At 57.2% G+C, this 24762-nt stretch carries 25 protein-coding genes and 1 pseudogene; 14 read left to right on the top strand and 12 right to left on the bottom strand.

The features are described 5' to 3' along the window. The first annotated feature begins 20 nt into the window (after window positions 1-20). On the top strand, window positions 21-374 hold the full coding sequence (locus ACIQYF_RS04220; protein ID WP_016782682.1) for a YkgJ family cysteine cluster protein: 354 nt from the start codon (window positions 21-23) through the stop codon (window positions 372-374). An 8-nt stretch (window positions 375-382) separates the two neighbouring features. Here ACIQYF_RS04220 and ACIQYF_RS04215 read toward each other — a convergent pair whose 3' ends face one another. Continuing rightward, a complete protein-coding gene (locus ACIQYF_RS04215) occupies window positions 383-1135 on the bottom strand; it encodes a hypothetical protein (protein WP_402857156.1) in 753 nt (250 codons plus the stop codon). A gap of 151 nt (window positions 1136-1286) precedes the next feature. On the opposite strand from ACIQYF_RS04215, the gene ACIQYF_RS04210 reads away from it, so the two are divergent. From ACIQYF_RS04210 to ACIQYF_RS04200, 3 genes are all read left to right on the top strand, one after another. Beyond that, window positions 1287-1922: a 2OG-Fe(II) oxygenase gene (locus ACIQYF_RS04210; RefSeq protein ID WP_402857154.1), complete on the top strand. Its 636-nt coding sequence runs from the start codon at window positions 1287-1289 to the stop codon at window positions 1920-1922. Then, window positions 1919-2410 (top strand): DUF523 domain-containing protein, encoded by a 492-nt coding sequence (locus ACIQYF_RS04205; protein ID WP_402857152.1) that lies wholly within the window; start codon window positions 1919-1921, stop codon window positions 2408-2410. Before ACIQYF_RS04210 ends, ACIQYF_RS04205 begins: the two co-directional genes overlap by 4 nt. A gap of 147 nt (window positions 2411-2557) precedes the next feature. Further along, on the top strand, window positions 2558-3289 hold the full coding sequence (locus tag ACIQYF_RS04200) for a carbonic anhydrase (protein ID WP_402857150.1): 732 nt from the start codon (window positions 2558-2560) through the stop codon (window positions 3287-3289). A gap of 108 nt (window positions 3290-3397) precedes the next feature. Here the strand turns inward: ACIQYF_RS04200 and ACIQYF_RS04195 are convergent, their stop codons facing one another. Beyond that, window positions 3398-4033 (bottom strand): hypothetical protein, encoded by a 636-nt coding sequence (locus ACIQYF_RS04195; protein ID WP_402857148.1) that lies wholly within the window; start codon window positions 4031-4033, stop codon window positions 3398-3400. A 229-nt stretch (window positions 4034-4262) separates the two neighbouring features. Here ACIQYF_RS04195 and ACIQYF_RS04190 point away from each other — a divergent pair, with 229 nt between their 5' ends. Further along, window positions 4263-4898, top strand: a complete 636-nt coding sequence (locus ACIQYF_RS04190; protein ID WP_402857146.1) for an SCO family protein — start codon at window positions 4263-4265, stop codon at window positions 4896-4898. A 112-nt stretch (window positions 4899-5010) separates the two neighbouring features. On the opposite strand, the gene ACIQYF_RS04185 is transcribed toward ACIQYF_RS04190, so the two are convergent. From ACIQYF_RS04185 to ACIQYF_RS04175, 3 genes are all read right to left on the bottom strand, one after another. After that, entirely contained in the window at window positions 5011-5781 is a 771-nt protein-coding gene (locus ACIQYF_RS04185) for a MetQ/NlpA family ABC transporter substrate-binding protein (protein WP_402857144.1), read from the bottom strand. Between the two features lie 81 nt (window positions 5782-5862). Further along, on the bottom strand, window positions 5863-6537 hold the full coding sequence (locus ACIQYF_RS04180) for a methionine ABC transporter permease (RefSeq protein ID WP_402857142.1): 675 nt from the start codon (window positions 6535-6537) through the stop codon (window positions 5863-5865). Continuing rightward, window positions 6537-7544, bottom strand: a complete 1008-nt coding sequence (locus ACIQYF_RS04175) for a methionine ABC transporter ATP-binding protein (RefSeq protein ID WP_402857141.1) — start codon at window positions 7542-7544, stop codon at window positions 6537-6539. The genes ACIQYF_RS04180 and ACIQYF_RS04175 overlap by 1 nt, the downstream gene beginning before the upstream one ends. Window positions 7545-7745: 201 nt before the next feature. On the opposite strand from ACIQYF_RS04175, the gene katE reads away from it, so the two are divergent. Then, window positions 7746-9938 carry a catalase HPII gene (gene katE, locus ACIQYF_RS04170; RefSeq protein ID WP_402857186.1) on the top strand — a complete coding sequence of 731 codons (2193 nt, stop codon included), beginning with the start codon at window positions 7746-7748 and terminating at the stop codon, window positions 9936-9938. Window positions 9939-10013: 75 nt separating this feature from the next. On the opposite strand, the gene ACIQYF_RS04165 is transcribed toward katE, so the two are convergent. From ACIQYF_RS04165 to ACIQYF_RS04150, 4 genes are read right to left on the bottom strand one after another with little or no spacing between them, the layout of a single operon-like run. After that, window positions 10014-10733 (bottom strand): PA5502 family lipoprotein, encoded by a 720-nt coding sequence (locus ACIQYF_RS04165; protein ID WP_402857139.1) that lies wholly within the window; start codon window positions 10731-10733, stop codon window positions 10014-10016. Window positions 10734-10770: 37 nt separating this feature from the next. After that, window positions 10771-11559, bottom strand: coding sequence for a zinc ABC transporter permease subunit ZnuB (gene znuB, locus ACIQYF_RS04160; RefSeq protein WP_402857137.1), 789 nt, complete (start codon window positions 11557-11559; stop codon window positions 10771-10773). Continuing rightward, complete coding sequence (gene znuC, locus ACIQYF_RS04155; RefSeq protein ID WP_402857135.1) at window positions 11552-12340, bottom strand: zinc ABC transporter ATP-binding protein ZnuC; 789 nt, start codon at window positions 12338-12340, stop codon at window positions 11552-11554. The genes znuB and znuC overlap by 8 nt, the downstream gene beginning before the upstream one ends. Then, a complete protein-coding gene (locus ACIQYF_RS04150; RefSeq protein WP_402857133.1) occupies window positions 12340-12822 on the bottom strand; it encodes a Fur family transcriptional regulator in 483 nt (160 codons plus the stop codon). Before ACIQYF_RS04150 ends, znuC begins: the two co-directional genes overlap by 1 nt. A gap of 57 nt (window positions 12823-12879) precedes the next feature. On the opposite strand from ACIQYF_RS04150, the gene znuA reads away from it, so the two are divergent. Further along, window positions 12880-13812, top strand: a complete 933-nt coding sequence (znuA, locus tag ACIQYF_RS04145) for a zinc ABC transporter substrate-binding protein ZnuA (RefSeq protein ID WP_402857131.1) — start codon at window positions 12880-12882, stop codon at window positions 13810-13812. A gap of 121 nt (window positions 13813-13933) precedes the next feature. Here the strand turns inward: znuA and ACIQYF_RS04140 are convergent, their stop codons facing one another. Both ACIQYF_RS04140 and ACIQYF_RS04135 read right to left on the bottom strand, forming a co-directional pair. Then, complete coding sequence (locus ACIQYF_RS04140; protein ID WP_402857130.1) at window positions 13934-14884, bottom strand: homoserine kinase; 951 nt, start codon at window positions 14882-14884, stop codon at window positions 13934-13936. 55 nt (window positions 14885-14939) lie between these two features. Then, window positions 14940-15230 carry a DUF2782 domain-containing protein gene (locus ACIQYF_RS04135; protein ID WP_322236677.1) on the bottom strand — a complete coding sequence of 97 codons (291 nt, stop codon included), beginning with the start codon at window positions 15228-15230 and terminating at the stop codon, window positions 14940-14942. Window positions 15231-15304: 74 nt separating this feature from the next. Here ACIQYF_RS04135 and polA point away from each other — a divergent pair, with 74 nt between their 5' ends. After that, complete coding sequence (gene polA, locus ACIQYF_RS04130; protein ID WP_402857127.1) at window positions 15305-18070, top strand: DNA polymerase I; 2766 nt, start codon at window positions 15305-15307, stop codon at window positions 18068-18070. A gap of 234 nt (window positions 18071-18304) precedes the next feature. Here the strand turns inward: polA and yihA are convergent, their stop codons facing one another. Next, window positions 18305-18952, bottom strand: coding sequence for a ribosome biogenesis GTP-binding protein YihA/YsxC (yihA, locus tag ACIQYF_RS04125; protein WP_402857125.1), 648 nt, complete (start codon window positions 18950-18952; stop codon window positions 18305-18307). Between the two features lie 225 nt (window positions 18953-19177). On the opposite strand from yihA, the pseudogene ACIQYF_RS04120 reads away from it, so the two are divergent. The 6 genes and pseudogenes from ACIQYF_RS04120 (at window position 19178) to ACIQYF_RS04095 (ending at window position 24740) form a co-directional block, all read left to right on the top strand. After that, window positions 19178-19432 (top strand): annotated as a pseudogene (locus tag ACIQYF_RS04120) (c-type cytochrome). A gap of 25 nt (window positions 19433-19457) precedes the next feature. After that, window positions 19458-20078: a c-type cytochrome gene (locus ACIQYF_RS04115; RefSeq protein WP_402857123.1), complete on the top strand. Its 621-nt coding sequence runs from the start codon at window positions 19458-19460 to the stop codon at window positions 20076-20078. A gap of 199 nt (window positions 20079-20277) precedes the next feature. Then, the gene (locus ACIQYF_RS04110) at window positions 20278-20937 is read left to right on the top strand and encodes a thiol:disulfide interchange protein DsbA/DsbL (protein ID WP_402857121.1); all 660 of its coding nucleotides are present in this window, start codon (window positions 20278-20280) and stop codon (window positions 20935-20937) included. Window positions 20938-20953: 16 nt separating this feature from the next. Continuing rightward, the gene (locus ACIQYF_RS04105; RefSeq protein WP_402857119.1) at window positions 20954-21829 is read left to right on the top strand and encodes an endonuclease/exonuclease/phosphatase family protein; all 876 of its coding nucleotides are present in this window, start codon (window positions 20954-20956) and stop codon (window positions 21827-21829) included. Next, the gene (locus ACIQYF_RS04100) at window positions 21826-23790 is read left to right on the top strand and encodes a diguanylate cyclase (RefSeq protein ID WP_402857117.1); all 1965 of its coding nucleotides are present in this window, start codon (window positions 21826-21828) and stop codon (window positions 23788-23790) included. Before ACIQYF_RS04105 ends, ACIQYF_RS04100 begins: the two co-directional genes overlap by 4 nt. Before the next feature lie 173 nt (window positions 23791-23963). Further along, on the top strand, window positions 23964-24740 hold the full coding sequence (locus tag ACIQYF_RS04095) for an N-acetylmuramoyl-L-alanine amidase (protein ID WP_402857115.1): 777 nt from the start codon (window positions 23964-23966) through the stop codon (window positions 24738-24740). Window positions 24741-24762 lie beyond the last annotated feature (22 nt).

Below are 24762 nucleotides of genomic sequence, written 5' to 3'. Positions count from 1 at the left end.
TCAAAGCCGGGAAGCCGTGGATGAGCTGTAACAGTCACAAAATTCGCTTTCTCAGGCAGCAAATCCCTTCATTTGATTGCGTGCCGGGCTGCCACGATTGTTGTGGGCCTGTGACCACGTCATCTGAAGAAATGGCCCGCCTGCCGCGTAAAACGGCTGCCGAGCAAGAAGCAGCGATGGACGAGTTGAACTGTGTGCACCTGGGACCAAACGGTTGCACGGTGTATGAAGAGCGCCCGCTAATCTGCCGTCTGTTCGGCACCACACCGACCTTGCCCTGCCCCAATGGCCGTCGTCCGGTGGAGATGATTCATCCCAGCGCCGAGAAGTTGGTGCATGAGTACATCGCCAGTACCCGGCAAGTGCTGGTTTAACGCGCGGGTTATTGGGTCAGGCTAGACGTGCTTTGGCCCACCGCCAGCCCTGCCCTGATCGCTGCCAGCGCAGCCTGGTAATAGGATCTGCCGTCCGTCGATTCAGCGAAGGTGGCAAATTCTTCAAGCTCCGGATCAGACAAGTCGCGGTACACAAAGAGCAAGGTGTTATCCAGTTCGCCGGCGATTTGCTCCATCAGCCGCTGGCGCTGACCATTCAACATGCTTTGAGACTGGCCGCTGCCCAGCAGTCCAGGGATCATCGAGCTCAAACTATCAGCGGCGACCCCGGCAATGGCGAGCGTCACTTCCGCGCCCGCCTCACGCGCAGGCAAGGCGTTGGATAAATGGTTGATCAGCAACTGACGGGTGGCGCTGGCTTCAATGCGCGGCAAGCCTTGTGCGTACTTGGCCAGCTGATCACGACGGGTGGCCAGGAGTTCGGCGGCCACAATTTTGCGCCCCAGCGGGGACTGGAAAAAAGCCAGTGCCGGGTTGGGGTTGGGTAAGTGTTTGCGCATTTGCGCCTTGGCCCGTCGATCCATAGCGTCAGCGGCAAAACGCTGGCTGCTGTTATTGACCAGTGCCTGATAAACCGCAGGGGGCAAGTTGTTGCGGTAGCGTTCCTGGGCGGCGGTGAGGGCGTCATTGAAATGCGCGCGTTGCTCGGGCCAGCCAGCGACGGCGAACAGGTCATCGAGGTTGTCTGCCCATGCGGGTAACGTACAGAACATCATTAACAGTAAAAACAAGCGGCGCATGAAGGACTCCTGTCAGCAGGGCGCTATTGTCCGGGTGTGGCGTAGGACTTGTCGAGAATTCGTCTTGCACCAAAGGCTTTAAATGACCAACTGAAATATTTCTAGGTGTCCGGCTAGACGGAGCTGTCAGATTTTAAGGCGTGTCGATATTATGCGCGGCATGCAAATACCCACTGATCACCCGCTGTTGCTACGCATCGTCGACGACCTGTATGCACAGGGTTGGTCACAGCAAAACATCTTTCTGCCCGAGGCTTTGACTCTCGAACTGGCGGCTGAGTGCCGTAAACGTTCCGCCCAGGGGGAATTGACCCCGGCTGCAGTGGGGCGTGGACCGGCGCAAGAGGTCCGTGAGGGTATTCGCGGCGACCATATTCAATGGCTGGAGCCGGGAGAAGCCCTAGCCTGCGACAGTTATCTAGGGTTGATGGAAAGCCTGCGAATCGCCATGAATCGCAGGCTTTTTTTGGGCCTGGAGGACTTTGAGAGTCACTTCGCGCTCTACCCACCCGGCGCCTTTTACCTCAAGCACCTGGACCGTTTTCGTGATGATGACCGGCGCATGGTTTCGGCGGTGGTGTACCTCAATCAGGCCTGGCTGCCAGAGCACGGCGGCCATTTGCGCATGTACCTTGAGGGTGGCGTCGATTACGACGTGCTGCCAACAGGTGGTTGCCTGGTGGTCTTTCTCTCTGGGGAAATCCCCCATGAAGTGATGCCCGCCACGCGTGACCGCCTGTCGTTGACCGGCTGGTTCCGTCGGCGAGCCACCGAGGTGCTTGTATGAGTTCTAAAGTATTGATCAGTCGGTGCCTGTTGGGTCATCGCGTGCGCTACGACGCTGGGGCCAGTGGCCCTTATGACCAATTGGCGAAGTGGCAGGACGAAGGTCGAGTGATTGCCTTGTGCCCCGAAGTGGCGGGTGGTTTGCCGATACCGCGCGCAGCGGCTGAAATCCCCGGTGGCCAAGGGCTTGATGTGCTCAACGGCAGCGCTCAGGTGATCACCACCGAGGGTGAGAACGTGACCGAGGCGTTTGTGTCGGGTGCCAATCAGGCGCTGGCGCTGGTCAAGCAACACAACATTCGTATTGCTGTCCTCAAGGCCAACAGCCCGTCTTGCGGCAATCGGTTGACCTATGACGGCACGTTCAGCGGGACCAAAGTCGAAGGCCAGGGCGTGACCGCTGCGTTGCTCAGCGCGGCCGGGGTTCAGGTATTCAACGAGCTGGAGTTAACTGAGGCTGCCCAGGCGCTGGCCGAAATTTCCTCATGATTCTGTAGCCGCTGCCGCAGGCTGCGATCGCGTGCGCAGCGACCCGCTGGTGAAGGGACTGCGGCCCTTATAGCCACCTGCGGCAGCGGCTACAGTTTTAGGGGATGAGCGTGTAATATTCTGTGCCACTTTGCCCAGGGGATTCATATGAGCGACAAGCAGAAACCACAACTCACTGCCTCTACCGCCAGCCCTTCACCCGCCGAAAGCGCTGATGCAGCCTTGCACCATATCGTTGATGGTTTTTTACATTTCCATCACGAAATCTTCCCTGAACAAGAAGCCTTCTTCAAAAAACTCGCCACGGCGCAAAGCCCTCGTGCGATGTTTATTGCCTGCGCCGACTCGCGCATTGTCCCAGAGCTGATCACTCAAAGTGCCCCCGGCGATTTGTTCGTGACGCGTAACGTCGGCAACGTCGTGCCGCCTTACGGGCAAATGAACGGGGGCGTTTCGACCGCCATTGAGTACGCAGTGCTGGCACTCGGCGTGCAACACATCATCATTTGCGGGCATTCGGATTGTGGCGCGATGCGCGCCGTGCTTAACCCCGGCACCCTTAAAAAGATGCCGACGGTAAAAGCTTGGCTACACCATGTTGAAGTCGCGAAAACCATGGTCCAGGACAACTGCAACTGCGCCAATGAATCCGAAAGCATGCACGTGCTGACGGAAGAGAATGTCATCGCCCAACTGCAACACTTGCGCACTCACCCATCCGTGGCGTCGCGCATGGCCAGCGGGCATTTGTTCATTCATGGTTGGGTCTACGACATCGAGACCAGCGAGATCAAAGCTTACGACGCTGATAAAGGCTGCTTCCTGCCGCTGGACGGGACCAATCCGATCCCGAGTGCGACGCCTAAAGCGCGGTTTTAAAACCAGCAAAATGCTGTCGCCGCTGCCGAATGCTGTGATGGGTTGCTCAGCAACCCTGATGTTAAGACCCTTGCGGCCTTATCGCAGTCTGCGGCAGCGGCTACCTGGTTACAGCGCCAGTTCGACGCCCAGTTGCTTGGACAGGCATGGCCAGCGTTTCCAGGCGGCACCCGTTTGCGGGCTGGTCAGGCGCTCGCGGTAGGTTTCGACTGACTCCAGAGCAAAGCTTTCATCATTGAGCATCTGGTCGACGGCGTGATGCACGGCTTCGTCGAGCTGGTTGGCAAAGTCTTCACCAATCAACTGGTGCGCAATCAAGTTGGCCACGGTCATGTCCAGCGGAATCAGTGGCTGCTTAAAGTGCTTGATGTACAGATCGTTCACTTCTTCGACCAGCCGGTGTGCCAGATAGGCTTCATCCAGCAGGCCTTCAAGCCCTTCGTGACCATTGAGCAGCTCGGGCGGCTGAACAAAAAAATGTTCTGCAATTTTCAGCACCGGTTTGATTTGTGATTCGATACCGGCTTCGCGAGCGACGTCATGGGCGGCATCAAGCAAGTCAGGCACCTGCTCGATATAGGCGTTGATAAAGCGGGTCAGCACTGCGTTCTTTTCCACTTCAGGCAGCTGAATCGCCTTGTGAAGGTGTGGGAGTTGAACGGTCAGATGCTTGGTAAGCAGGCCTGTTTCGGCCTCAAGGTCTTGGGCACGCAGGATCTGCGCGCGAATGGCGACGGTGTTCATGGGAACTCCAGGAGGGCGCTGAACCAAGGGAAAGCTTCAAAAATAGCCCTCAACAAAGGAAGGACTTTTTTTCAGGGGGCGTATTGTTATTCATTTTGTGATCGGGCAGTGAGTGCCATTTGTCGCGGGAGTCAGGTTTTGCCGTGGCACTGCGCCGCATACCGCGATCATCATCTTCACGTACGCTGTATTTCACGTTGTTTATCAACCACTACGTAGCGTTGAACTTATGACTAGAACCCAAAAAACCGTTTTCATTTTAGTTGCGTTGTTGGCGTTGGTGATGGGGGTGGTGTTTAACAGCCTGATGTCGAGCACAAACCAGGGCAATAACACGGCACTGATTGATGCCGGGATTATTTTGCTGCCGCAAAGCCGCCATCTGCCAGCCATAAAAATGACCAATCAGGATGGCCAGCCCGTGCTTATGAACGAGCTTAAAGACAAGTGGAGCCTGCTGTTTTTTGGTTACACCTTCTGCCCGGACATTTGCCCAACCACCCTCGCGCAGCTGCGTCAGATCAAAAGCGAGCTGCCGAAAGAGGTGCAGGACAAATTGCAAATCGTGCTGGTCAGTGTCGACCCAAACCGCGATACCCCCCAGCAACTTAAGCAGTACCTGGGCTATTTCGATCCGCAGTTTGTGGGCCTGACGCCGGGTTCAGTCGAAGAGCTGCAAACATTGGCCAATGCCGTGAGCATTCCGTTTATCCCTGCCGATACCCGCAAGCCCAATTACACCGTTGATCACAGCGGTAACCTGGCTTTGATCGGCCCGGACGGTACTCAGCGAGGTTTCATCCGCGCCCCGTTCAACAATCAGAAAATGATTGCCCAGTTGCCGGGGTTGGTCGAGAGGAAGTGAGGCGATGGCAAAACAATGTAGCCGCTGCCGCAGTCTGTGATGGGCTGCGTAGCGACCCCGAAATAGTGAAGGGGCCTTTATCGCAGCCTGCGGCAGCGGCTACAGGGAGTGCTTAGAACGCTGGAACGATGGCGCCTTTGTACTTCTCAAGAATGAAGGCTTTCACTTCTGGTGTGTGCAAGGCAGCAACCAGTTTCTTCATGTCTTCGGAGTCTTTGTCATCCGGGCGTGCAACCAGAATGTTCACGTAAGGCGAGTCGCTGCCTTCGATGATCAGCGCGTCTTTTTCCGGATTCAGCTTGGCTTCCAGCGCGTAGTTGGTGTTGATCAGTGCCAGATCAACCTGGGTCAGCACGCGAGGAATGGTGGCTGCTTCCAGTTCGCGGAATTTAAGGTTTTTCTTGTTTTCAACGATGTCTTTGGGCGTCGACAGGATGTTGGTCGAGTCCTTGAGCTTGATCAGGCCAGCCTTGTCCAGCAGCAACAGCGAACGGCCGCCATTGGTGGCGTCGTTCGGGATCACCACGGTGGCGCCGTCTTTGAGTTCATCAAGCTTTTTGTATTTGCTGGAGTAAGCGCCCAGCGGCTCAAGGTGAACGGCCGCAACGCTGACCAAGTCGGTGCCCTTGGCTTTGTTGAACTCGTCCAGGTACGGCTGGTGCTGGAAGAAGTTAGCGTCCAGACGCTTTTCGGCCACCTGCACGTTAGGCTGGATGTAGTCGGTGAAGACTTTGACCTTGAGGTTTACACCCTCTTTGGCCAGTGCAGGTTTCACGAATTCCAGGATCTCTGCGTGAGGCACCGGGGTCGCCGCTACCGACAGGTCGCCCGCGTGTGCCGAAAATGCCGCCACAGCGGCCACAGCAGCAAATAACTTCTTCATTCAGCAACTCCTTGTTAACACCTGATTTCAGGTGTTTGCCAGCGCGTGCTGGCGGTTACGTTTATTAACGAGAGGTCGAGCTTACTTGCGCGAAAAGTGCACCACCAGCCGATCGCCAACGGTTTGCAGAATTTGCACCAGAATCAGCAACAGCACCACCGTGACAATCATCACGTCGGTCTGGAAACGTTGGTAACCGAAACGAATCGCCAGGTCACCCAGGCCACCGGCGCCAACCACACCGGCCATGGCGGTGTAGGACACTAGCGTAATCGCGGTCACGGTAATCGCAGCAAAGATGCCGGGCCGCGCTTCAGGCAGCAACGCGCTGGTAATAATCTGACGCGTGCTGGCGCCCATTGCCTGTGTGGCTTCGATGATCCCGCGATCGACTTCGCGCAGGGCGGTCTCCACCAAACGGGCGAAGAACGGCGTAGCACCGATCACCAGTGGCGGAATGGCACCTGCGACGCCCAGCGAGGTGCCGGTAATCAGAACGGTGAGCGGGATCATCACAATCAGCAGGATGATGAACGGCAGCGAACGCAAAATGTTCACGACCAGCGACAGCAAGGCGTAGACGGCTTTCTGTTCGAACAGTTGGCGCGGGCTGCACAAGAACAGCAGCACGCCCAGCGGCAGGCCGAGCAGGATGGTGAACAGCAGCGAACCGCCGAGCATCATCATGGTGTCGCCTGTAGCCAGCCAGATTTCGAGCCAATCAATGTTGGCGAAAAAGCTCACTAAAGTGTCCATCAGCGCAGCACCTCCATATGTACGTCAGCCGCTGTAAAGCGTGCAAAAGCTGCTTCCATGTCGCCACCGGTGATGGCGAGGGTCAGTTGCCCATACGGGGTGTCTTTGATGCGGTCGATACGGCCAGCCAGGATGCTGTAGTCGACGCCGGTTTCGCGGGCGATGGTGCCCAACAACGGCGCGTAGGTCGCTTCGCCCTGGAAGGTCAGGCGCACGATGCGGCCCGGCACATGGGCGAAAACGTCGCGCTGTTCGCTTTCGTCGATCTGCTCGTCTTCCTGCACAAAACGCTTGGTGGTCGGGTGCTTAGGGTGCAAGAACACCTGTGACACCGGGCCTTGCTCGACGATGACGCCAGCGTCCATCACCGCCACTTCGTCGCACACCCGGCGGATCACATCCATCTCGTGGGTGATCAGCACGATGGTGAGCTTCAGTTCGCGGTTAATTTCGGCCAGCAATTGCAACACCGACGCCGTGGTTTGCGGGTCCAGGGCGCTGGTGGCCTCGTCGCACAGCAATACTTTGGGCTTGGTGGCCAGCGCGCGGGCAATGCCGACGCGTTGTTTTTGGCCGCCTGAAAGCTGCGCCGGGTATTTCTTGGCGTGATCTGACAGGCCAACGCGTGCCAGCAGTTCGGCAACACGTCGGTCGATTTCACTGCGGGACAATTCACCAGCCAGCGTCAGAGGCATCGCTACGTTGTCGGCAACGGTCTTGGACGCCAGCAGATTGAAGTGCTGGAAGATCATCCCGACTTGCTGACGAAAACGCCGCAGGCCGTTGGCGTCCATGGCCGTCACGTCTTCGTTGTCGACGATGATCTGACCGCCGCTCGGGGTTTCGAGGCGGTTGATCAGGCGCAGCAATGTACTTTTACCCGCACCGGAATGGCCAATCAGGCCAAAAACCTGGCCGCTCTCAACACGCAAACTGGTGGAGTGCAGCGCGGGAATGTCCTTACCGGCAACCCGGTAAGTTTTATGAACGTTATGAAACTCAATCACGTAGCGGACCTTGTGAGGCGCGTAAATAGAAGATCAGCGGTTAGCCGGGCGCGCATTTTAGCCTGTCCGTATAGAGGTTCTTAGCATTTATTTGAGCAAAGACCTTTGATTTGGCAATAAGACGACTGATGGTCAGAAATAAGGAACGACCACCGAGGGCATAAGTCAGTACTAACAGCACCTCTCATCCCGCCACGGGATATTTGTCTAAGAGGCCCTAACCATGGGGCTTTCATCAACAAGGAGCTTAGTCTGATGAGTACGAAAAAGCCGTCTTCAAGCAAGAGCCAGATGGCTGGCACCGACACCTTGGATCGTGGCAACACCAACGTCAAATTGGATTCTCTCGAAGTCTTCCGTGACGACGCAACCGATCAGGCCCTGCGTACCAATCAAGGGGTGAAGATTGCGGACAATCAAAACACCTTGAAAGCAGGGGCTAGAGGGCCGTCATTGCTGGAAGATTTCATCATGCGTGAAAAAATCACGCATTTTGACCATGAGCGAATTCCCGAGCGCATTGTGCATGCTCGAGGCACGGGTGCTCATGGCTATTTCCAGACCTACAAAGCCCACAGCGCCTTGACCAAGGCCGGCTTTCTGCAAGATCCCGATAAGAAAACGCCTGTTTTCGTGCGATTTTCTACCGTTCAAGGCCCACGGGGCTCAGGCGATACCGTGCGGGACGTGCGTGGCTTTGCTGTTAAGTTTTTTACCGATGAAGGTAACTTCGACCTGGTCGGTAATAACATGCCGGTATTTTTCATTCAGGACGCGATCAAGTTTCCTGACTTCGTTCACGCGGTTAAGCCCGAACCTCACAACGAAATACCTACAGGCGGTTCGGCCCATGACACCTTCTGGGACTTTGTTTCGCTGGTGCCAGAGTCTGCGCACATGGTCATTTGGGCCATGTCTGACCGCGCCATACCGAAAAGCCTGCGCAGCATGCAAGGTTTTGGGGTGCATACCTTTCGCTTGATCAACGCTGAGGGCAAGTCCAACTTTGTTAAGTTTCACTGGCGTCCGAGTGTAGGTACCTGCTCTCTGGTGTGGGATGAAGCGCAAAAGCTGGCGGGCAAAGACACTGATTACCATCGCCGTGATCTGTGGGAATCGATTGAAACAGGCGATTACCCTGAATGGGAGTTCGGGGTGCAGATTATCTCGGAAGAAGACGAGCATAAATTTGAGTTCGATATTCTTGACCCCACCAAGCTGATCCCGGAAGAACTGGTGCCGATCACCCCGCTGGGCAAGATGGTGCTCAATCGCAATCCTGATAACTTCTTCGCCGAGACTGAGCAAGTCGCTTTCTGCCCAGGGCATATCGTGCCGGGTATCGACTTTTCTAACGATCCACTCCTGCAAGGTCGTCTGTTTTCATACACCGACACTCAAATCAGCAGATTGGGTGGTCCGAACTTTCATGAAATTGCGATCAACCGCCCGGTGGCGCCGTTTCACAATAACCAGCGCGATGCCCAGCATCGCAGCACTATTCATAAGGGCCGAGCTTCTTACGAGCCCAACTCTATCGACGGTGGCTGGCCGAAAGAGACCCCGCCTGCGGCTAAAGACGGCGGTTTTGAGTCTTATCCGGAGCGCATTGACGCCAACAAGATACGTCAGCGCAGTGATTCATTCAGCGACCACTTTTCTCAAGCCAGGCTGTTTTTCCACAGCATGAGCAAGCATGAGCAAGAGCACATCATCGCTGCCTACAGCTTTGAGTTGGGCAAGGTTGAGCGTGAACATATTCGGGCGCGGCAGGTGAATGAGATTCTGGCCAATATCGACCTGGAGCTGGCCAAGCGCGTGGCCACCAACCTGGGGCTGCCTGTGCCTAAGGCAGGCACTGTGCCGGCACGCAAAACCAGTGTCAGTCAGTCGCCAGCTTTGAGTCAGGCTAATTTGCTGCCAGGCGACATCAAGACGCGCAAAGTGGCCATTCTGGCCGCGGATGGCGTTGATGGTAAGGCGATCGATGAGCTCAAGCAGGCGCTTGAGGCCGCGGGTGCCCATGCCAAGTTGTTGGGGCCAACCTCAGCGCCGGTGAAAACGGCCGACGGGAAGTCATTGCCAGTGGATGCCTCAATGGAAGGCATGCCATCGGTGATCTTTGATGCTGTTTTTGTACCGGGTGGGGCTGCGTCGATCAAGGCGTTGAGCGGCGATGGGGTCGCCCTGCATTACGTGCTTGAAGCCTATAAGCACCTCAAGGCGATTGCGCTTCACGGCGAAGCGAAAGGGTTGCTGGATGTTCTGCATCTGCAAGGTGATGAAGGGCTGTTGGTGCTTAAAGACGCCAAGGAGTTGAAGGCGTTCTTTGCGGCCATCGCCCAGCACCGAGTGTGGGCGCGGGAGACCAAGGCTAAGGCTATTCCGGCTTAATGCGGGGCTAGACGAGTCATCGTTGAATCAGGCTGCGATAGGGAGCATCACTCACTTATCGCAGCTTGCGTCTGATTATTGCGGCTTGCTCGGAATCAATACGATTTGTGCAGGTACACGGCGAATCAGTTGCCGCTCCAGGCTCAAGTCAAACCCTGGGTCGAGCTTTTTGACGCGCTTGCTCACCAATGTGGACAGCCACGGGTAATCGGCTGTGCGTGGAACCTGCAGGATCACGGCGCACTGATAATTGACGATGTCGTGCGCGATCAAATCCAGTTGATGACGAAGTTTCGTCATATCGGTGATGTTGAGCGTAACGGTGGTGTGTTCCGCTGTCGGATCAATGACCTTGGCTGCGGGGCGGGCTTCAGCCGCTTTCAGCGCCTCCTCGGCTTTCTCCAGTTCGGCTTTGCGTGCCTGAGCGATGGCGCTGTTGACGCCGCCTGTCAGGGCTGGCGCTTTAGGCATCAGGGCGCGGGCACGGCTCAGCGCCGTAGCGGCTGCGTTGACATCGCCCTTTTGCAGCACAATCTGGCTGCGTTGCAGGTAGGCCTCAGCCAATTGGCGCTGGTACTGCACCAATTGCGGGTCATCTGGCGTCTGAGCCTGCAAGGCGGCCAATTCATCTTCGGCGGTCGCGAGTTCGCTGCTGGCCAGGTTTTGCTCCAGCTGTGCAATGGCCGCCGCACGCGTCTGGTCGACTTCATTGTTGACCGAAGATGTGCTTTGGCAGGCGCCCAGCAGCAAGCAAACTGCGGCCAGGAGCAAATAACGGGAGTTAAACAGCTTCATTCCTGCGGCTCTCTAAGTGCGCAAAAAACGAGCAAGTCTACACCCCTCGACGGGGCAGAACAAAACTCAGCAGAAACAGTGCAGCGGCACACACCACAATCGACGGTCCGGCAGGCGTGTCTTTGAACCAAGACAGCGCCAGACCACCACACACGGCCAGCATTCCCAGCAACGTCGCCCCCAAGGCCATTTGCTCCGGGGAGCGGGCGTGGCGTTGAGCGGCAGCTGCGGGGATGATCAGCAGTGAGGTTATCAGCAGCACGCCGACAATCTTCATCGCTACCGCAATCACTATGGCGATCAACAGCATCAACGTCATACGCAGCGCCGCAACCGGCAATCCTTCGACGGTGGCCAGCTCTTCATGCACCGTAATCGCCAGCAGCGGCCTCCACAGCGCCACCAACAATGCCAGAACCACAGCGCTGCCGCCCATGATCCACATCAAGTCAGTCGGGCTGATCGCCAACAGATCGCCAAACAAGTAGGCCATCAGGTCGATTCGCACTTCATGCATGAAGCTTAGTACCACCAGCCCGAGGGACAAGGTGCTGGGTGCGAGAATTCCGAGCAGTGTGTCGGAAGCCAGTGGCTGGCGTTGTTGCAGCATGACCAGAAGCATCGCCAGCAACAGGCAGCCCACGGTCACGGCAATGGTCGGACTGACATCCAGCAAGAAGCCCATCGCCACGCCGAGCAAGGCGGCGTGGGACAAGGTATCGCCGAAATAAGCCATTCTTCGCCACACCACAAACGAACCCAAAGGCCCTGCAACCACCGCCAAAGAAAGACCTGCCAGCAGGGCGTAAAACAGAAAATCAGCCATGCTTGCAGCCTTCTCCATGAACGTGGGCGTGCGCCGCGGGGGCGTCTTCGCTGACCACCGAGCCATGCAAATCATGGGCGTGGTCGTGATGGTGGTGATAAATCGCCAGGCTTTGTGCGTTTTTACCGAATAGTTCGACGAATGCCGGATCGCCGCTGACCTGCTCCGGGTGACCCGAACAGCACACATGGCGATTGAGGCAGACCACCTGATCGGTGGTGCTCATGACCAGATGCAAATCGTGGGACACCATCAGCACGCCGCAGCCGTGACGGTCGCGCAGGCGGGTGATCAAGCTGTAGAGCTCGGCCTGACCCGCCACGTCCACGCCTTGCACCGGCTCATCGAGGACCAGCAACTCGGGTTTACGCAGCAGGGCGCGGGCCAGCAGGACACGCTGCATTTCGCCGCCAGAAACACTTTGCACCGGACTGTCGATGACTTTTTCGGCGCCGACTTCCTTCAGTGCCGCGAGGGCTTGGACCCGGTCCACACCCGGCACCAAGCGCAGAAAGCGCAGTACCGAGAGCGGCAGCGTTGGATCAACGTGCAGTTTTTGCGGCATGTAGCCCACACGCAGCTTGGGTTTGCGCCATACGCTGCCGCTGGTGGGCTTGAGCAGGCCGAGTACCGCCTTGACCAGCGTGGTTTTGCCCGCGCCGTTGGGGCCGATCAGGGTCACGATTTGGCCCGGCTCAACGTTCAGCTCTATGTTGTCGAGCACGTTTTGCCCGGCAAAGGTCACGCAGACCTCGCTAAGACGAATCAGTGCAGTGCTCATCAAGCCTCCCGGCAACCCGAACACAACCCGACGACTTCGACGGTTTGCCCTTCAACAGTAAAGCCCACGTCCTGAGCGCTGCTGATAATTGCATCGCTGATGATTTTTTGTTCAAGCTCAATGGCCGCGTGGCAGTTGCGGCAGATCAGGAACTGGCCCTGATGCGCGTGTTCGGGATGGCTGCATCCGATAAAGGCGTTGAGCGAGGCAATGCGGTGCACCAGGCCGTTGTCGAGCAGGAAGTCCAGTGCCCGGTAAACAGTCGGTGGCGCGGCGCGGCGGCCATCTTGCTCGCTGAGCACGGCCAGAATGTCATAAGCGCCCAGCGGCTTGTGGCTTTGCCACACCAACTCAAGTACCCGACGACGCAAGGCCGTGAGGCGCAAGCCCTTCTGCGCGCACAAGACATCGGCCTCAGAGAGCGCGCTGTGGACACAATGGGAGTGGTCATGGGGACGGCTGGCAAGCGGTGTTATAGGCATGGGCGGCGACGATTTCCGAGAGAGACGTTATTATGTTACCCGTTTAAGCCACCCTGAGTGCTCATCGTGCCCCGTATTTTTGCGATTTTTATTGCTTTGTCTGCCAGTTTGTTGGTGATTGGCCCGGCTCAGGCCGAGGTCAACGTGCTGACCAGTATCAAGCCTTTGCAGCTCATTGCCGCAGCCGTACAGGACGGCGTGGGCCAGCCCGAGGTGCTTCTACCGCCGAATGCTTCGCCGCATAACTATGCGTTGCGCCCTTCCGACGTACGGCGCGTTCAGTCTGCGGACTTGTTGTACTGGATCGGCCCGGACATGGAAGGTTTTCTGCCGCGGGTGATTAAAACCCGCACCTTGCCTTCAGTGGCCGTGCAAACCCTGCCGGGTTTGAAGCTGCGCCATTTCACCCAGGACAGTCATTCCCATGACGCGGACGATGCCGCCGAACATGATCACGATCATCGACCCGGCACGTTGGATGCGCACTTGTGGCTGGCGCCTGAGAACGCTCGGGTGATCGCAGAAAAAATGGCGACAGATTTGAGTGAGAAAGACCCGGCCAATGCGCCGAAATACCAAAGCAACCTCAAGGCCTTCAATGAGCGTCTGGATGCGTTGGATGCGCGCCTCAAAACGCGTATGGCGGCGATTGCGGGCAAGCCGTTCTTTGTGTTCCATGAAGGCTACGACTACTTCGAAAGCGCTTACGGCCTTAAGCACACGGGCGTGTTCAGCGTGGCATCAGAAGTCCAGCCGGGTGCCCAGCACGTTGCGGCAATGCGCCAGCGCTTGCAGGAAGTGGGCAAGACCTGTGTATTCAGCGATCCACCGCTGCGCCCGCGCCTGGCGCAAACGCTGACTGCGGGTTTGCCGGTCAAACTGGCTGAGTTGGATGCATTGGGCGGCTTTACCCAAGCGACAGCGCAGGGTTACGAGCAGTTGCTGGAAAAACTGGGCAATGACCTGGCGGGGTGCCTGGAGAGTTTGTAATACAACACTGTGGCGGCTGCCGCAGGCTGCGATGGGTCTCGCAGCGACCCCGCTTCTAAGTGGACAGCGAAGGTCGTGCGGCCCTTATCGCCGCCTGCAGCAGCGGCTATAGAGCATGGGGTTACAGCGCGAACGGCAGTTGGACGCTGATGCTTTGGCGCAATGCCAAGCGGCGTTCGAACTCACCCGGATCATGGATCAACACGTCCTGGCCCGCAAACGTATGGGCTGCAATCAAGCGCGACAACCAAAACCGTACGCAGGCTACCCGCAGCAGGGTCGGCCACAACTCGGCTTCGCTGGCGGTAAAGGGGCGCAGGGCGGCGTACGCACCCAGCAGTGCACGGGCACGCGGGCCGTCAAGCTGGCCCTCTTCGTCAGCGCACCAGTCGTTCAGGGCAATGGCCACGTCGTACAGCATTGGACCGGAGCAGGCGTTGTAAAAATCGATCAGCCCCGTCAGGTGCGTGCCTTCGAACATCGCGTTATCGCGAAACAGGTCGCCATGCAGGTTAGCCCGAGGCAGCGTCAGAATCTGCGCCTTGAGTGCGGTGATTTCATCCAGAGCCTTTTGCAGCAAATTGGCCGCATCAGGCGACAACCCGGCCATTAATGTTGGCCCTTCCGCCAGCATCCAGTCCAGGCCGCGATCCGTCTTGCGTTCCAGCACGTTGTCACGTGTGGCGACATGCAAGTGGCCCAGTAATTCGCCGACCTGCGCGCAATGCTGGGCATTGGCTTCACGAATGTGCTTGCCGGCCAGGCGCGGTTGCAGCAGGGCTGGCTTGCCTTTGAGTTCGCGCAGGGCTTGGCCGTCGACGGTGCGCAGGGCGAAAGGCACCGGCAGGTCAGCGTCGTGTAGCACATCAAGCAGCTCGATAAAGAAGGGCATTTCTTTAATTGGGCCGCGTTCAACCAAGGTCAGGACAAACTCGCCCTGTTCCAGGCTGATGAAATAGTTGGTGTTTTCGCTACCCGCGGCAATCCCCTGGAAATCGAGCAAACGGCCGAGTTCGTAAGGCGCAAGAAAAGTCTCCAGCTCCGGGCGAGTCAGTGGGGTGAATACAGACATTGTTTAAATTGCCAGTGCGGGCGCCGCCGAGGCGGCGCCAATTAAAGTTAAGACGCTATTTCCATTCGAAGATTTTCCACGAAGGAATCAGCATATCCGGCTGGTCGGAACGGATGAAATTGGCATCAGTGCCATCAGCACGTACTAAAAAGTACGGCGGCGCTCCTTTTGGGGTCACCTTGATGGCATAGAGGAACCCGTTTTGACGGTATTCCTGAATGGTTTTATCGCCTTCCGTGCGAATGGTTACTTCTGGATCACCGGTAGGTGAGCTGTCAGCCGCAAAGGTTACCAGCGGAGTGATTGCAAACAAGCCGGTCAGCAACAGGCGATTGAGTGTGCGCATGATAACCTTGTCCCTTTGTCGTCATTGGTCCGGACATTCTAGCGCCGGACTCGCCGAAAAGGTTGATCCTGCTCATGAGCCAAGCTCCCCTCGTCCTGGTGGACGGTTCTTCATATCTGTACCGCGCTTTCCATGCGCTGCCACCGCTGACTACCTCCAAGGGCCTGCCAACTGGCGCCGTGAAGGGTGTGTTGAACATGCTGAAGAGTCTGCGAAAACAGTACCCGGACAGCCCGTTTGCGGTGGTTTTCGACGCCAAGGGCGGGACATTCCGCGATGACATGTACGCCGAATACAAGGCCAACCGCCCGAGCATGCCCGATGACATGCGGGTGCAAATCGAGCCGCTGCACGCCAGTGTGATCGCCCTGGGCTTCCCTTTATTGTGCGTCGAAGGCGTTGAAGCAGACGATGTGATCGGCACATTGGCGCGTAGCAGCGCTGCTGCGAACCGACCAGTGGTCATCTCGACTGGCGATAAAGACATGGCGCAACTGGTCGATGGCCACATCACGCTGGTCAATACCATGACCGGCAGCGCGATGGACGTCGAAGGCGTCAAAGAGAAATTTGGCGTCTCGCCCGAGCAGATCATCGATTACCTCGCGCTGATGGGCGACTCGTCCGACAACATCCCTGGCGTTCCGGGCATCGGTCCGAAAACCGCTTCTGGTTTGTTGGTTGGCGTAGGCGGCGGTCTGGTCGACCTGTATGAAAAGCTCGACATCGTGCCGACCTTGCCGATTCGCGGCGCTAAAAACCTGCCCGCGAAGCTCGAAGAACACCGAGAAATGGCGTTTTTGTCCTACCAACTGGCCACGATCAAAGTCGATGTGCCGTTGGATATCGGTCTGGAAGACCTGCACCTCAAAGCGCCTGACTGCGAAAAGCTGATGGAGCTGTACACCGAGCTGGAGTTCAAAAGCTGGATCGCTGAAGTCGAGCGTGAAGCCAAACGCGCCGGTCAGGTGATCGTGCATGAAGAGCCGCCGGCGCCGACCGAAGAGCAGCAGTACGAAACCATCCTCGATCAAGCCCGTTTTGACGTATGGCTGAAAAAGCTCAACGACGCCGAGCTGATAGCCTTTGACACGGAAACCACCGGTCTGGATGCGCAGCAGGCGCAATTGGTGGGGGTGTCATTTGCGGTCAAGCCCGGCGAAGCGGCCTACATACCGTTGACCCATTCCTACATGGGCGTGCCGGAACAACTGGACCGCGACACGGTGCTGCGAGCGCTCAAGCCGCTGCTCGAAGATCCGAACAAGGCCAAAGTCGGTCAGCACGCCAAGTTCGACATCAACATTCTGGCCAACTGTGCCATCGGCGGCGATCAGACCAACGGCATCATGGTGCAAGGTGTTGCTTTCGACACCATGCTGGAGTCCTACGTACTCGATTCCACGGCCACCCGCCATGACATGGACAGCCTGGCGCTCAAATACTTAGGTCACAGCACCACCAGTTTTCAGGATATAGCCGGCAAAGGCGTCAAACAGCTGACATTTGACCAGATCTCGCTGGAGCAGGCCGGGCCGTACGCAGCGCAAGACGCTGATGTGACCCTGCGTTTGCACCATGTGCTGCACCAAAAGCTGCAAGCGATTCCAAGCCTGAACAGCGTGCTGACGGACATTGAAATCCCGCTGGTGCCGGTTCTGGCACGCATTGAGCGCCAAGGTGCTCTGGTGGACGCCAAGCTGCTGGGCGTACAGAGCGTTGAGCTGGGCGACAAGATGGTTGCCCTTGAACGCGAGGCTTTTGCTATCGCTGGTGAGGAATTCAACCTCAGCTCACCTAAGCAACTGGGCGTGATCCTGTACGAAAAACTCGGTCTGCCGGTCATCAGCAAAACCGCCAAAGGTCAGGCTTCGACCGCCGAGGCCGTGTTGGCTGAATTGGCTGAGCAGGATTTCCCGCTGCCAAAAGTGCTGATGCAGTACCGTTCGATGAGCAAGCTGAAAAGCACCTACACCGACCGTTTGCCAGAGCAGATCAACCCGCGCACCGGGCGTATTCACACGTCTTACCACCAGGCCGTTACGGCGACCGGACGTTTGTCGTCCAGCGATCCAAACCTGCAGAACATCCCGATTCGCACCGCCGAAGGCCGTCGGATCCGTCAGGCATTCGTGGCGCCTAAAGGCTACAAACTGTTGGCGGCGGACTACTCGCAGATCGAACTGCGGATCATGGCGCACCTGGCCAAGGACGAAGGGCTGCTGAACGCCTTCCGCAATGACCTGGACGTGCACAGCGCCACGGCAGCCGAGGTATTTGGCGTCGAACTGGGCGACGTCACGACCGACCAGCGTCGCAGCGCCAAGGCGATCAACTTCGGGTTGATCTATGGCATGAGTGCTTTTGGCTTGGCCAAGCAGATTGGCGTGGACCGCAAGCAGTCGCAAGCCTATATCGACCGCTACTTTGCGCGTTATCCGGGCGTGCTGGACTACATGGAGCGCACACGCGCCCAGGCGGCTGAACAAGGGTATGTCGAGACTATTTTCGGTCGCCGTCTGTACCTGCCGGAGATCAATGCGAAAAACCCCGCGTTGCGCAAAGGCGCAGAACGTACGGCGATCAACGCCCCGATGCAGGGCACCGCGGCAGACATCATCAAGAAAGCCATGGTGGCTGTGGATAACTGGTTGACGGCTTCAGGCCTCGATGCGCGTGTCATCCTTCAGGTACACGACGAATTGGTGCTGGAGGTGCGTGAAGACCTGGTGGACCTGGTGCGTGACGAACTGCGTGTGCACATGAGTGAGGCGGCCAAGCTTGATGTACCGCTGGTGGTCGAAGTGGGCGTGGGCAATAACTGGGACGAGGCGCACTAATGCAAGTCTGTAGCCACTGCCGCAGGCGGGGTTTGTTCTAAATAGTTTTAGGGCCCAGGAACTAATTCTGTCTGACACGACTCAGATAACTTGAATGGCTTAGGTAAAGCCCTTCAATGCTCCTATTGTTGTGTTAAGTGTTGGCAGAATTCTGGGCCCCGCCCTAGCGGTCCAGTACTTGAACCCCGAACTTCCCTCCCCCATACGAAGTCCGGGGTTTTTTTTGCCTGCGATTTATGACTCGGTGCTTTCTTCTTCGCCTTTGTTCGGCAGTTCCAGCCAGCGAGCCAGCACGGTGTACGCCTCTTCCAGGCCCAAGCGTTTAGGGGTGGAGAACAGTTGGATGGTGACGCTATCACCCCACTTCTTGCGAATTTCAGCCTGGATTTTGAGCAGCGTGTTCTTGGCTGCGCCGTACGTCAGTTTGTCGGCCTTGGTCAGCAAAATATGCATCGGCATGCCGCTGGAGACGGTCCAGTCGAGCATTAATACGTCGAAATCGGTCATTGGATGACGAATATCCATCATCAAAATCACGCCTTTGAGGCTTTCGCGGCTGCCGAAATAAGCTTCGAGGTGACGCTGCCAGTGCATTTTCAGCGGGATCGGCACCTTCGCGTAGCCATAACCCGGCAGGTCGACCAGGCGACGATCTTCGTCCAATTGAAAGAAGTTCAGCAGTTGAGTACGGCCTGGTGTTTTCGACGTGCGGGCCAGGCTGGCGTGAGTCAACGTGTTGAGTGCGCTGGACTTGCCAGCGTTGGAGCGCCCGGCGAAGGCGACTTCAAAGCCTTCGTCATCGGGGCATTGGTCAACTTTGGCAGCGCTGAGCATGAAGGTAGCCTGTTGGCACAGACCGAGAATGGGGTTCTTGAGTTGCATGGGATATCCGATGTGAGCGGCGTCAGGAATGGACGCGGCGAGCGTGTCGTTTCCGTTTCAGTGGCGCCAGTATATAATGCCGCAGATTTTGTGTGTGCTTTGTCCCAGCGTAGGACGAAGTACGCGGGAGCTGTAGACCTAGGTTGCGCATTAGAACGCAACAAGCTCCAACCCTGAAAGAATCGTTTTATGACGAGATGGCTGCTTGCGGTGTCTTGATGCCGCTTGAACAGCGTTCAGGCTACACAGGATCCGGAGGCCGTGTACAACCGCGTTTGTATTGCCTGCCATGAAGGTCAGCGATTCATAACACCGAAATCGGGTGTAAAGGCCATGGGTAAGTTAAGCAGGCGTTGGTGCAACACGTGGCCCAGGGTGTAAAGGCGATGCCGCCGCGTGGTGTGTGCACGGACTGCAGTGTCGAGGATTACCAGCCAACCATCCAGTGGATGAATGAGTAAGCCCGGCCATAACTCTTAACCCTTAGCCGTAGTTGGATTAGCTGATGAACAAACTATTCGTGAGTCTGCTGTTGACCTTGGGCGTTAGTGGTATCGCTCAGGCCGCAGGCACCACCGTTGTAGGTGATGCCGCAGCAGGTCAGGCAAAAACCGCTGTATGTGGCGCTTGTCACGGTCCAGACGGCAATAGCATGGCCCCTAACTTCCCCAAATTGGCCGGGCAAGGTGATCGCTACCTGCTCAAGCAACTGCATGAAATCAAGGACGGCAAGCGCCAGGTTCTTGAAATGACCGGTTTGCTGGCCAACCTGAACGATCAGGACCTCGCGGATATCGCCGCTTACTATTCCAGCCAAAAGAGCTCCGTCGGTGCTGCTGACCCTGCACTGGTTGCCCGCGGGGAGGCGCTGTTTCGTGGCGGTGACCTGTCAAAAGGCATGCCGGCCTGCACCGGCTGTCACTCACCCGATGGGCAGGGCCTGGCCGCTGCCGGCTTCCCGCATCTGGGTGGCCAACACGCCAGTTACATTGAGAAACAGCTTACTGATTTCCGTGAAGGCGCACGTACCAACGACGGCGACTCGATGATCATGCGCGGTATTGCCGCCAAGCTGAGCAACAAGGACATCAAGGCCCTGGCCAGCTATATTCAAGGCTTGCACTAGAAGGTGTGCCGTCGGCGCCAACAGTCTTGCCGGGGGCGGTTGACGTTAACAATCGTTTAATCTTTGAATGTAAGTGTGAACGGGCAGCCGAGGCTGCCCTTTTTCATGCTATCTGCCGCTACACTACCGAACTCAAAGCCCCACGGATCTGTCTGAACGCAGGTCACGTCAGGCGACCTTATTTGTCCAGGAGTAAAGCATGCGTAATCTGATTCTCAGCGCCGCTCTCGTTACTGCCACTCTGTTTGGCATGACGGCTCAAGCTGCTGATGTACCGCTGGAAGCCGGCAAGACCTATGTAGAACTGTCAAACCCTGTTCCGGTTGCGGTGCCTGGCAAGATCGAAGTCGTTGAGATGTTCTGGTACGGCTGCCCGCATTGCTATGCGTTTGAGCCTGTGATCAATCCATGGGTAGAGAAGCTGCCTGCCGATGTGCATTTTGTCCGTATGCCAGCCATGTTTGGCGGTCCATGGGATGCGCACGGTCAATTGTTCCTGACCCTGGATGCCATGGGCGTGGAAAACAAGGTTCACGCAGCGTTCTTCAACGCCATCCAGAAAGAAGGTAAGCGTCTGACTGACAAACAAGACATGGCTGATTTCGTGGCCACTTTGGGCGTAGATAAAGACAAGTTCCTGCAAACCTTCGACTCCTTCGCCATTAAAGGCCAGATCGTCAAGGCTAAAGAACTGGCCAAGAAGTACGAGATTTCAGGCGTACCGACCATGATTGTTAATGGCAAGTACCGCTTCGACATCGGCTCAACAGGCGGCCCTGAGCAAGCTTTGAACGTCGCTGACCAACTGATCGCCAAAGAGCGAGCAGAAGAAAAAGCGGCGCCGGCAGTTAAAAACTAAGCGGCGGCCCCTTCCCATGCGGCGTTGGAAGAGCGAACGAATAGTTGGCCTGCACGAAGCGCAGGTCAACGAAGATCATGTGGCGGCCAGTGGCCTGCCGGATGATCGGCGTTTGCGTTTGCTCAGTTTCAATATCCAGGTTGGTAACAGCACGCACAGTTACCGTCATTACCTGACCCGCAGCTGGCAGCACCTGCTGCCACACAAAGGGCGGGCAGGTAACCTGGAGAAAATTGGCGACTTGTTGAGCGACTTCGATCTGGTCGCGTTACAGGAAGTTGATGGCGGCAGCCTCCGCTCCGGCTACGTCAATCAGGTCAAATACCTGGCCCAGCAGGGCGAATTCCCTTACTGGTATCAACAACTCAATCGCAACCTTGGTCGTCTGGCCCAGCACAGCAATGGCGTGCTCAGCCGCTTGCGTCCAACGGCGATTGAAGATCACCCCTTGCCCGGCCCAGCGGGTCGTGGCGCAATTTTAGTGCGCTTCGGGGAGGGCCCCGATGCGCTGGTCGTGGTGGTCATGCACCTGGCCTTAGGCACGAAAACCCGCACCCTGCAGTTGGCGTACATTCGCGAATTGATTGGCGGCTATCAGCATCAGGTGTTGATGGGCGACATGAACACCCACGCCAACGACCTGTTGCAGGCCTCGCCTCTGCGAGACCTCGGTTTGCTGGCGCCACAAATGGAAGCGACCTTCCCCAGCTGGCGCCCGCAGCGTTGCCTTGATCATATTTTGCTCAGCCCGGGCCTGACCCTTGAGCGTGTACAAGTGCTGGATCAGCCTATTTCTGATCACTTGCCGGTGGCGGTTGAAATCCGCTTGCCGGGCTCTGTCGGTGTTGACTCATTGCCTGTGTTGAGTTCTGCGGGTGAGCCACTGGCATGACTGCTGACGATGCCAAACGCTGGAAAGAGAAATATCTAAAGCGTGTTGAGCAGCAAGACAAGCTCGAACGCCGCTGGAACGTCCGTCTCGACTTGTTACGTCGCGCACTGGTGCGTAGCACTTTGGCGGCAGAAGGCACGGACCGAACCGTTGACCAGTGCATGAAAGAAATGCGCGAGGCGGTGCGCACCGATGACATGGACGCGGCCTTGGCGGCCTTGCTGCCTCGGCTCGAAAAAGCCGTACTCGATTCCGAACAGCGCCGCGAAACGCGCATTGATCAAATGAGTGTTGCGCTCAATGCGCTGGTCACCCAACTGCAAGCCCTGCCCCAGCCGCGCGAAGTCAGCAAGGCGCTGAAAACATTCGCCAGGCAGCTCGATAACCGAGTGACCCAGGCCCGCGAAATACCGTTGTTGCTGAGTGAGCTGAGCAACTTGCAGGGCCTTGCACTGGCGCCCCAGCTCAATGAAGCCGAGCCGCCGAAACCGAACCTTTTGCAGCGGCTGTTTGGCGCTCAAGATGCCGACAAGGCCACCTCGCAAGCCAGCGAGGCACAGCTCCCTGCCCCGGCACCTAACGTTGCGGCGCCCTTGGTTGCATCGAAGCCGGTTGCAGCGCCTTGTCCTCAAGCCATTGATGCACCGCCCGTTCCTGATCAAGAGGCTCCCGAGGCGCCCTTAGCGGCTGCGCCCGACTTGCTCACTGAAGAGACCTCAAGTGGCGCCCTTGAGTCGGTGGTGGCGTTGGTGGACGCTGAAAAAACGCGTCAGGATCAACCCGATCCGGCGCCTGAGTCGGAACGGGAGGCGCCTGAACAGTCTGAGCCCGACAGGGAGCCAGAGGCCGAGCCTGAACCGGCGGTGGCAGTCGATACGGTGTATGCCCTCCCGGAAAGCCCCGAGCCCACCTACAGCTCGGTCGCGGAGCACATTGAATCGACCTTGCTGGGTTTGCTGAACGATCTGTCGTTGCCCGAACATCATCAGCCACAAGCCGAGGCCATGCGTCGTCGTCTCGAAAAAGGTCTGAACTGGTACGAATTACTGCCGATTCTCGACGATCTGGCTGTTTTGATGCTGGCCATCACCGACGGCGGCCAGCAAGAGTTTGAGACTTACCTCAAACAGCTCAATGAGCGGCTCGAATCGTTTCAAAACAACCTGCAGGCCGCCAGTGATGGCCATACCCAAGGGCGATCGGCTGCGGCGCAGCTGGACAGCCAATTGCGCGAGCACGTTGATGGCTTGCAGAGCAGTGTGCAGGACGCCGTCGACCTCAACAGCCTCAAGCACATCCTTGAAGCCCGCCTTGAAGGTTTGCTGGGCACGATGAACGAGCATCAGCAACAGCGTGATGCTCGTGAGCAAGAACTTTCCAGCCACCTCCAGGGGTTGGCCGAGCGTGTGGCCGTCATGGAGCAGGAAGCCCAGAACTACCGCGAGCACCTTGAAGAGCAGCGTCTCAAAGCGCTGATCGATCCGTTGACCGGCTTGCCCAATCGGGCGGCCTGGGGCGAACGGCTGGCGATTGAAGTTCAACAGTGGCAAGCCCACGGCAATCCGTTGCTGATAGCCATGCTCGACCTCGATCACTTCAAGCGCATCAATGATGGCTATGGCCATCTGGCGGGCGACAAAGTGCTCAAAATTGTGGCCGCGCAACTTCGCAAACACTTGCGGCCCAATGACTTCATCGCCCGATTTGGGGGGGAAGAGTTTGTTGTGTTAGTTCCCAATACAACCTTGGCAGCGGGTTTGCAGTTGCTCGAAAAACTGCGAGCGGCCATCGCGGCCTGCCCTTTCCATTTCAAGGGCGAGCCTGTGACGCTCACCTGCTCTATTGGTCTGGCGCCATTCAAACTTGCAGATCGCAGCGAGCATGTACTTAAGCGGGCAGACGAAGCGTTGTACCGAGCTAAACATAATGGCCGAAACCGAATAGAGTGCAGCCGTGTTTAAGTGTCAGTGCGCGTTGGTGTCGTTCGGCAGTTATAGGTGGGCGGTGCCTATAGGCGTTTCCATCCATTTACAACATGGGTCAACCCACCCCGTGAGACAGAGGTTACGTTCTGATACAGGCAGGGACAGTAAGGTATGCTGGCGCATTAATTGCTTTTGTGCGATCGCTGCCCATGAAATTTTCTATGCTTGTTTTGTCTCTTGCACTGCTGGCTGGTTGTGCCAACGGTTTGCGCATGGACACCCGCCATCCTTCGGTCAACCATGACAGTCGCGTGCAGTTTGTGGTGCTGCACTACACCTCTACCTCGCTTGAACGCTCGCTGCAGTTATTGACCAGCGGGCCTGTCAGCAGCCATTACCTGATTGGTGATACCCCGCCGACTATCTACAAGCTGGTCGATGAAAACCAGCGTGCGTGGCATGCCGGTGAAAGCCAATGGAAAGGCCGCACCTGGCTCAACTCAAGCTCAATTGGCATAGAAATCGTTAATCCGGGCTTCCGTGATACCCCGACCGGGCGTGTCTGGTATCCCTACACCGAAGGACAGATCCAGTCAGTGATCGCGCTGCTCAAAGATATTTCGACGCGCTACAAGATCGACCCGCACAACATCATCGGCCATAGCGACATTGCGCCCCTTCGCAAACTTGATCCAGGCCCATTGTTCCCCTGGAAACGCTTGGCTGAAGCAGGCTTCGGTATCTGGCCCAACGCTCAGGCTGTTGCGCATGAGCAGGCACAGTTTGCCAACGGCCTGCCGAGCATCACCTGGTTTCAGCAGCAGCTAGCGTTGCTGGGGTACGAGACGCCACAAACGGGCGAACTCGACGTTGCTACGCGCCATGTATTGGCGGCCTTTCAGATGCACTTCCGTCCATCGCGTTTCGACGGCACGCCCGATGCTGAAACCGCGGCCATATTGAAAGTGCTCAATACACAGAAATAGCGGGGCGCAAGTATGGCGGTGC

It is taken from the genome of Pseudomonas sp. NPDC096917 (assembly GCF_044762555.1).
Lineage (GTDB): Bacteria > Pseudomonadota > Gammaproteobacteria > Pseudomonadales > Pseudomonadaceae > Aquipseudomonas.
The sequence above is the reverse complement of the archived record's forward strand: the minus strand, read 5'-3'. Positions and strand labels throughout refer to the sequence as shown.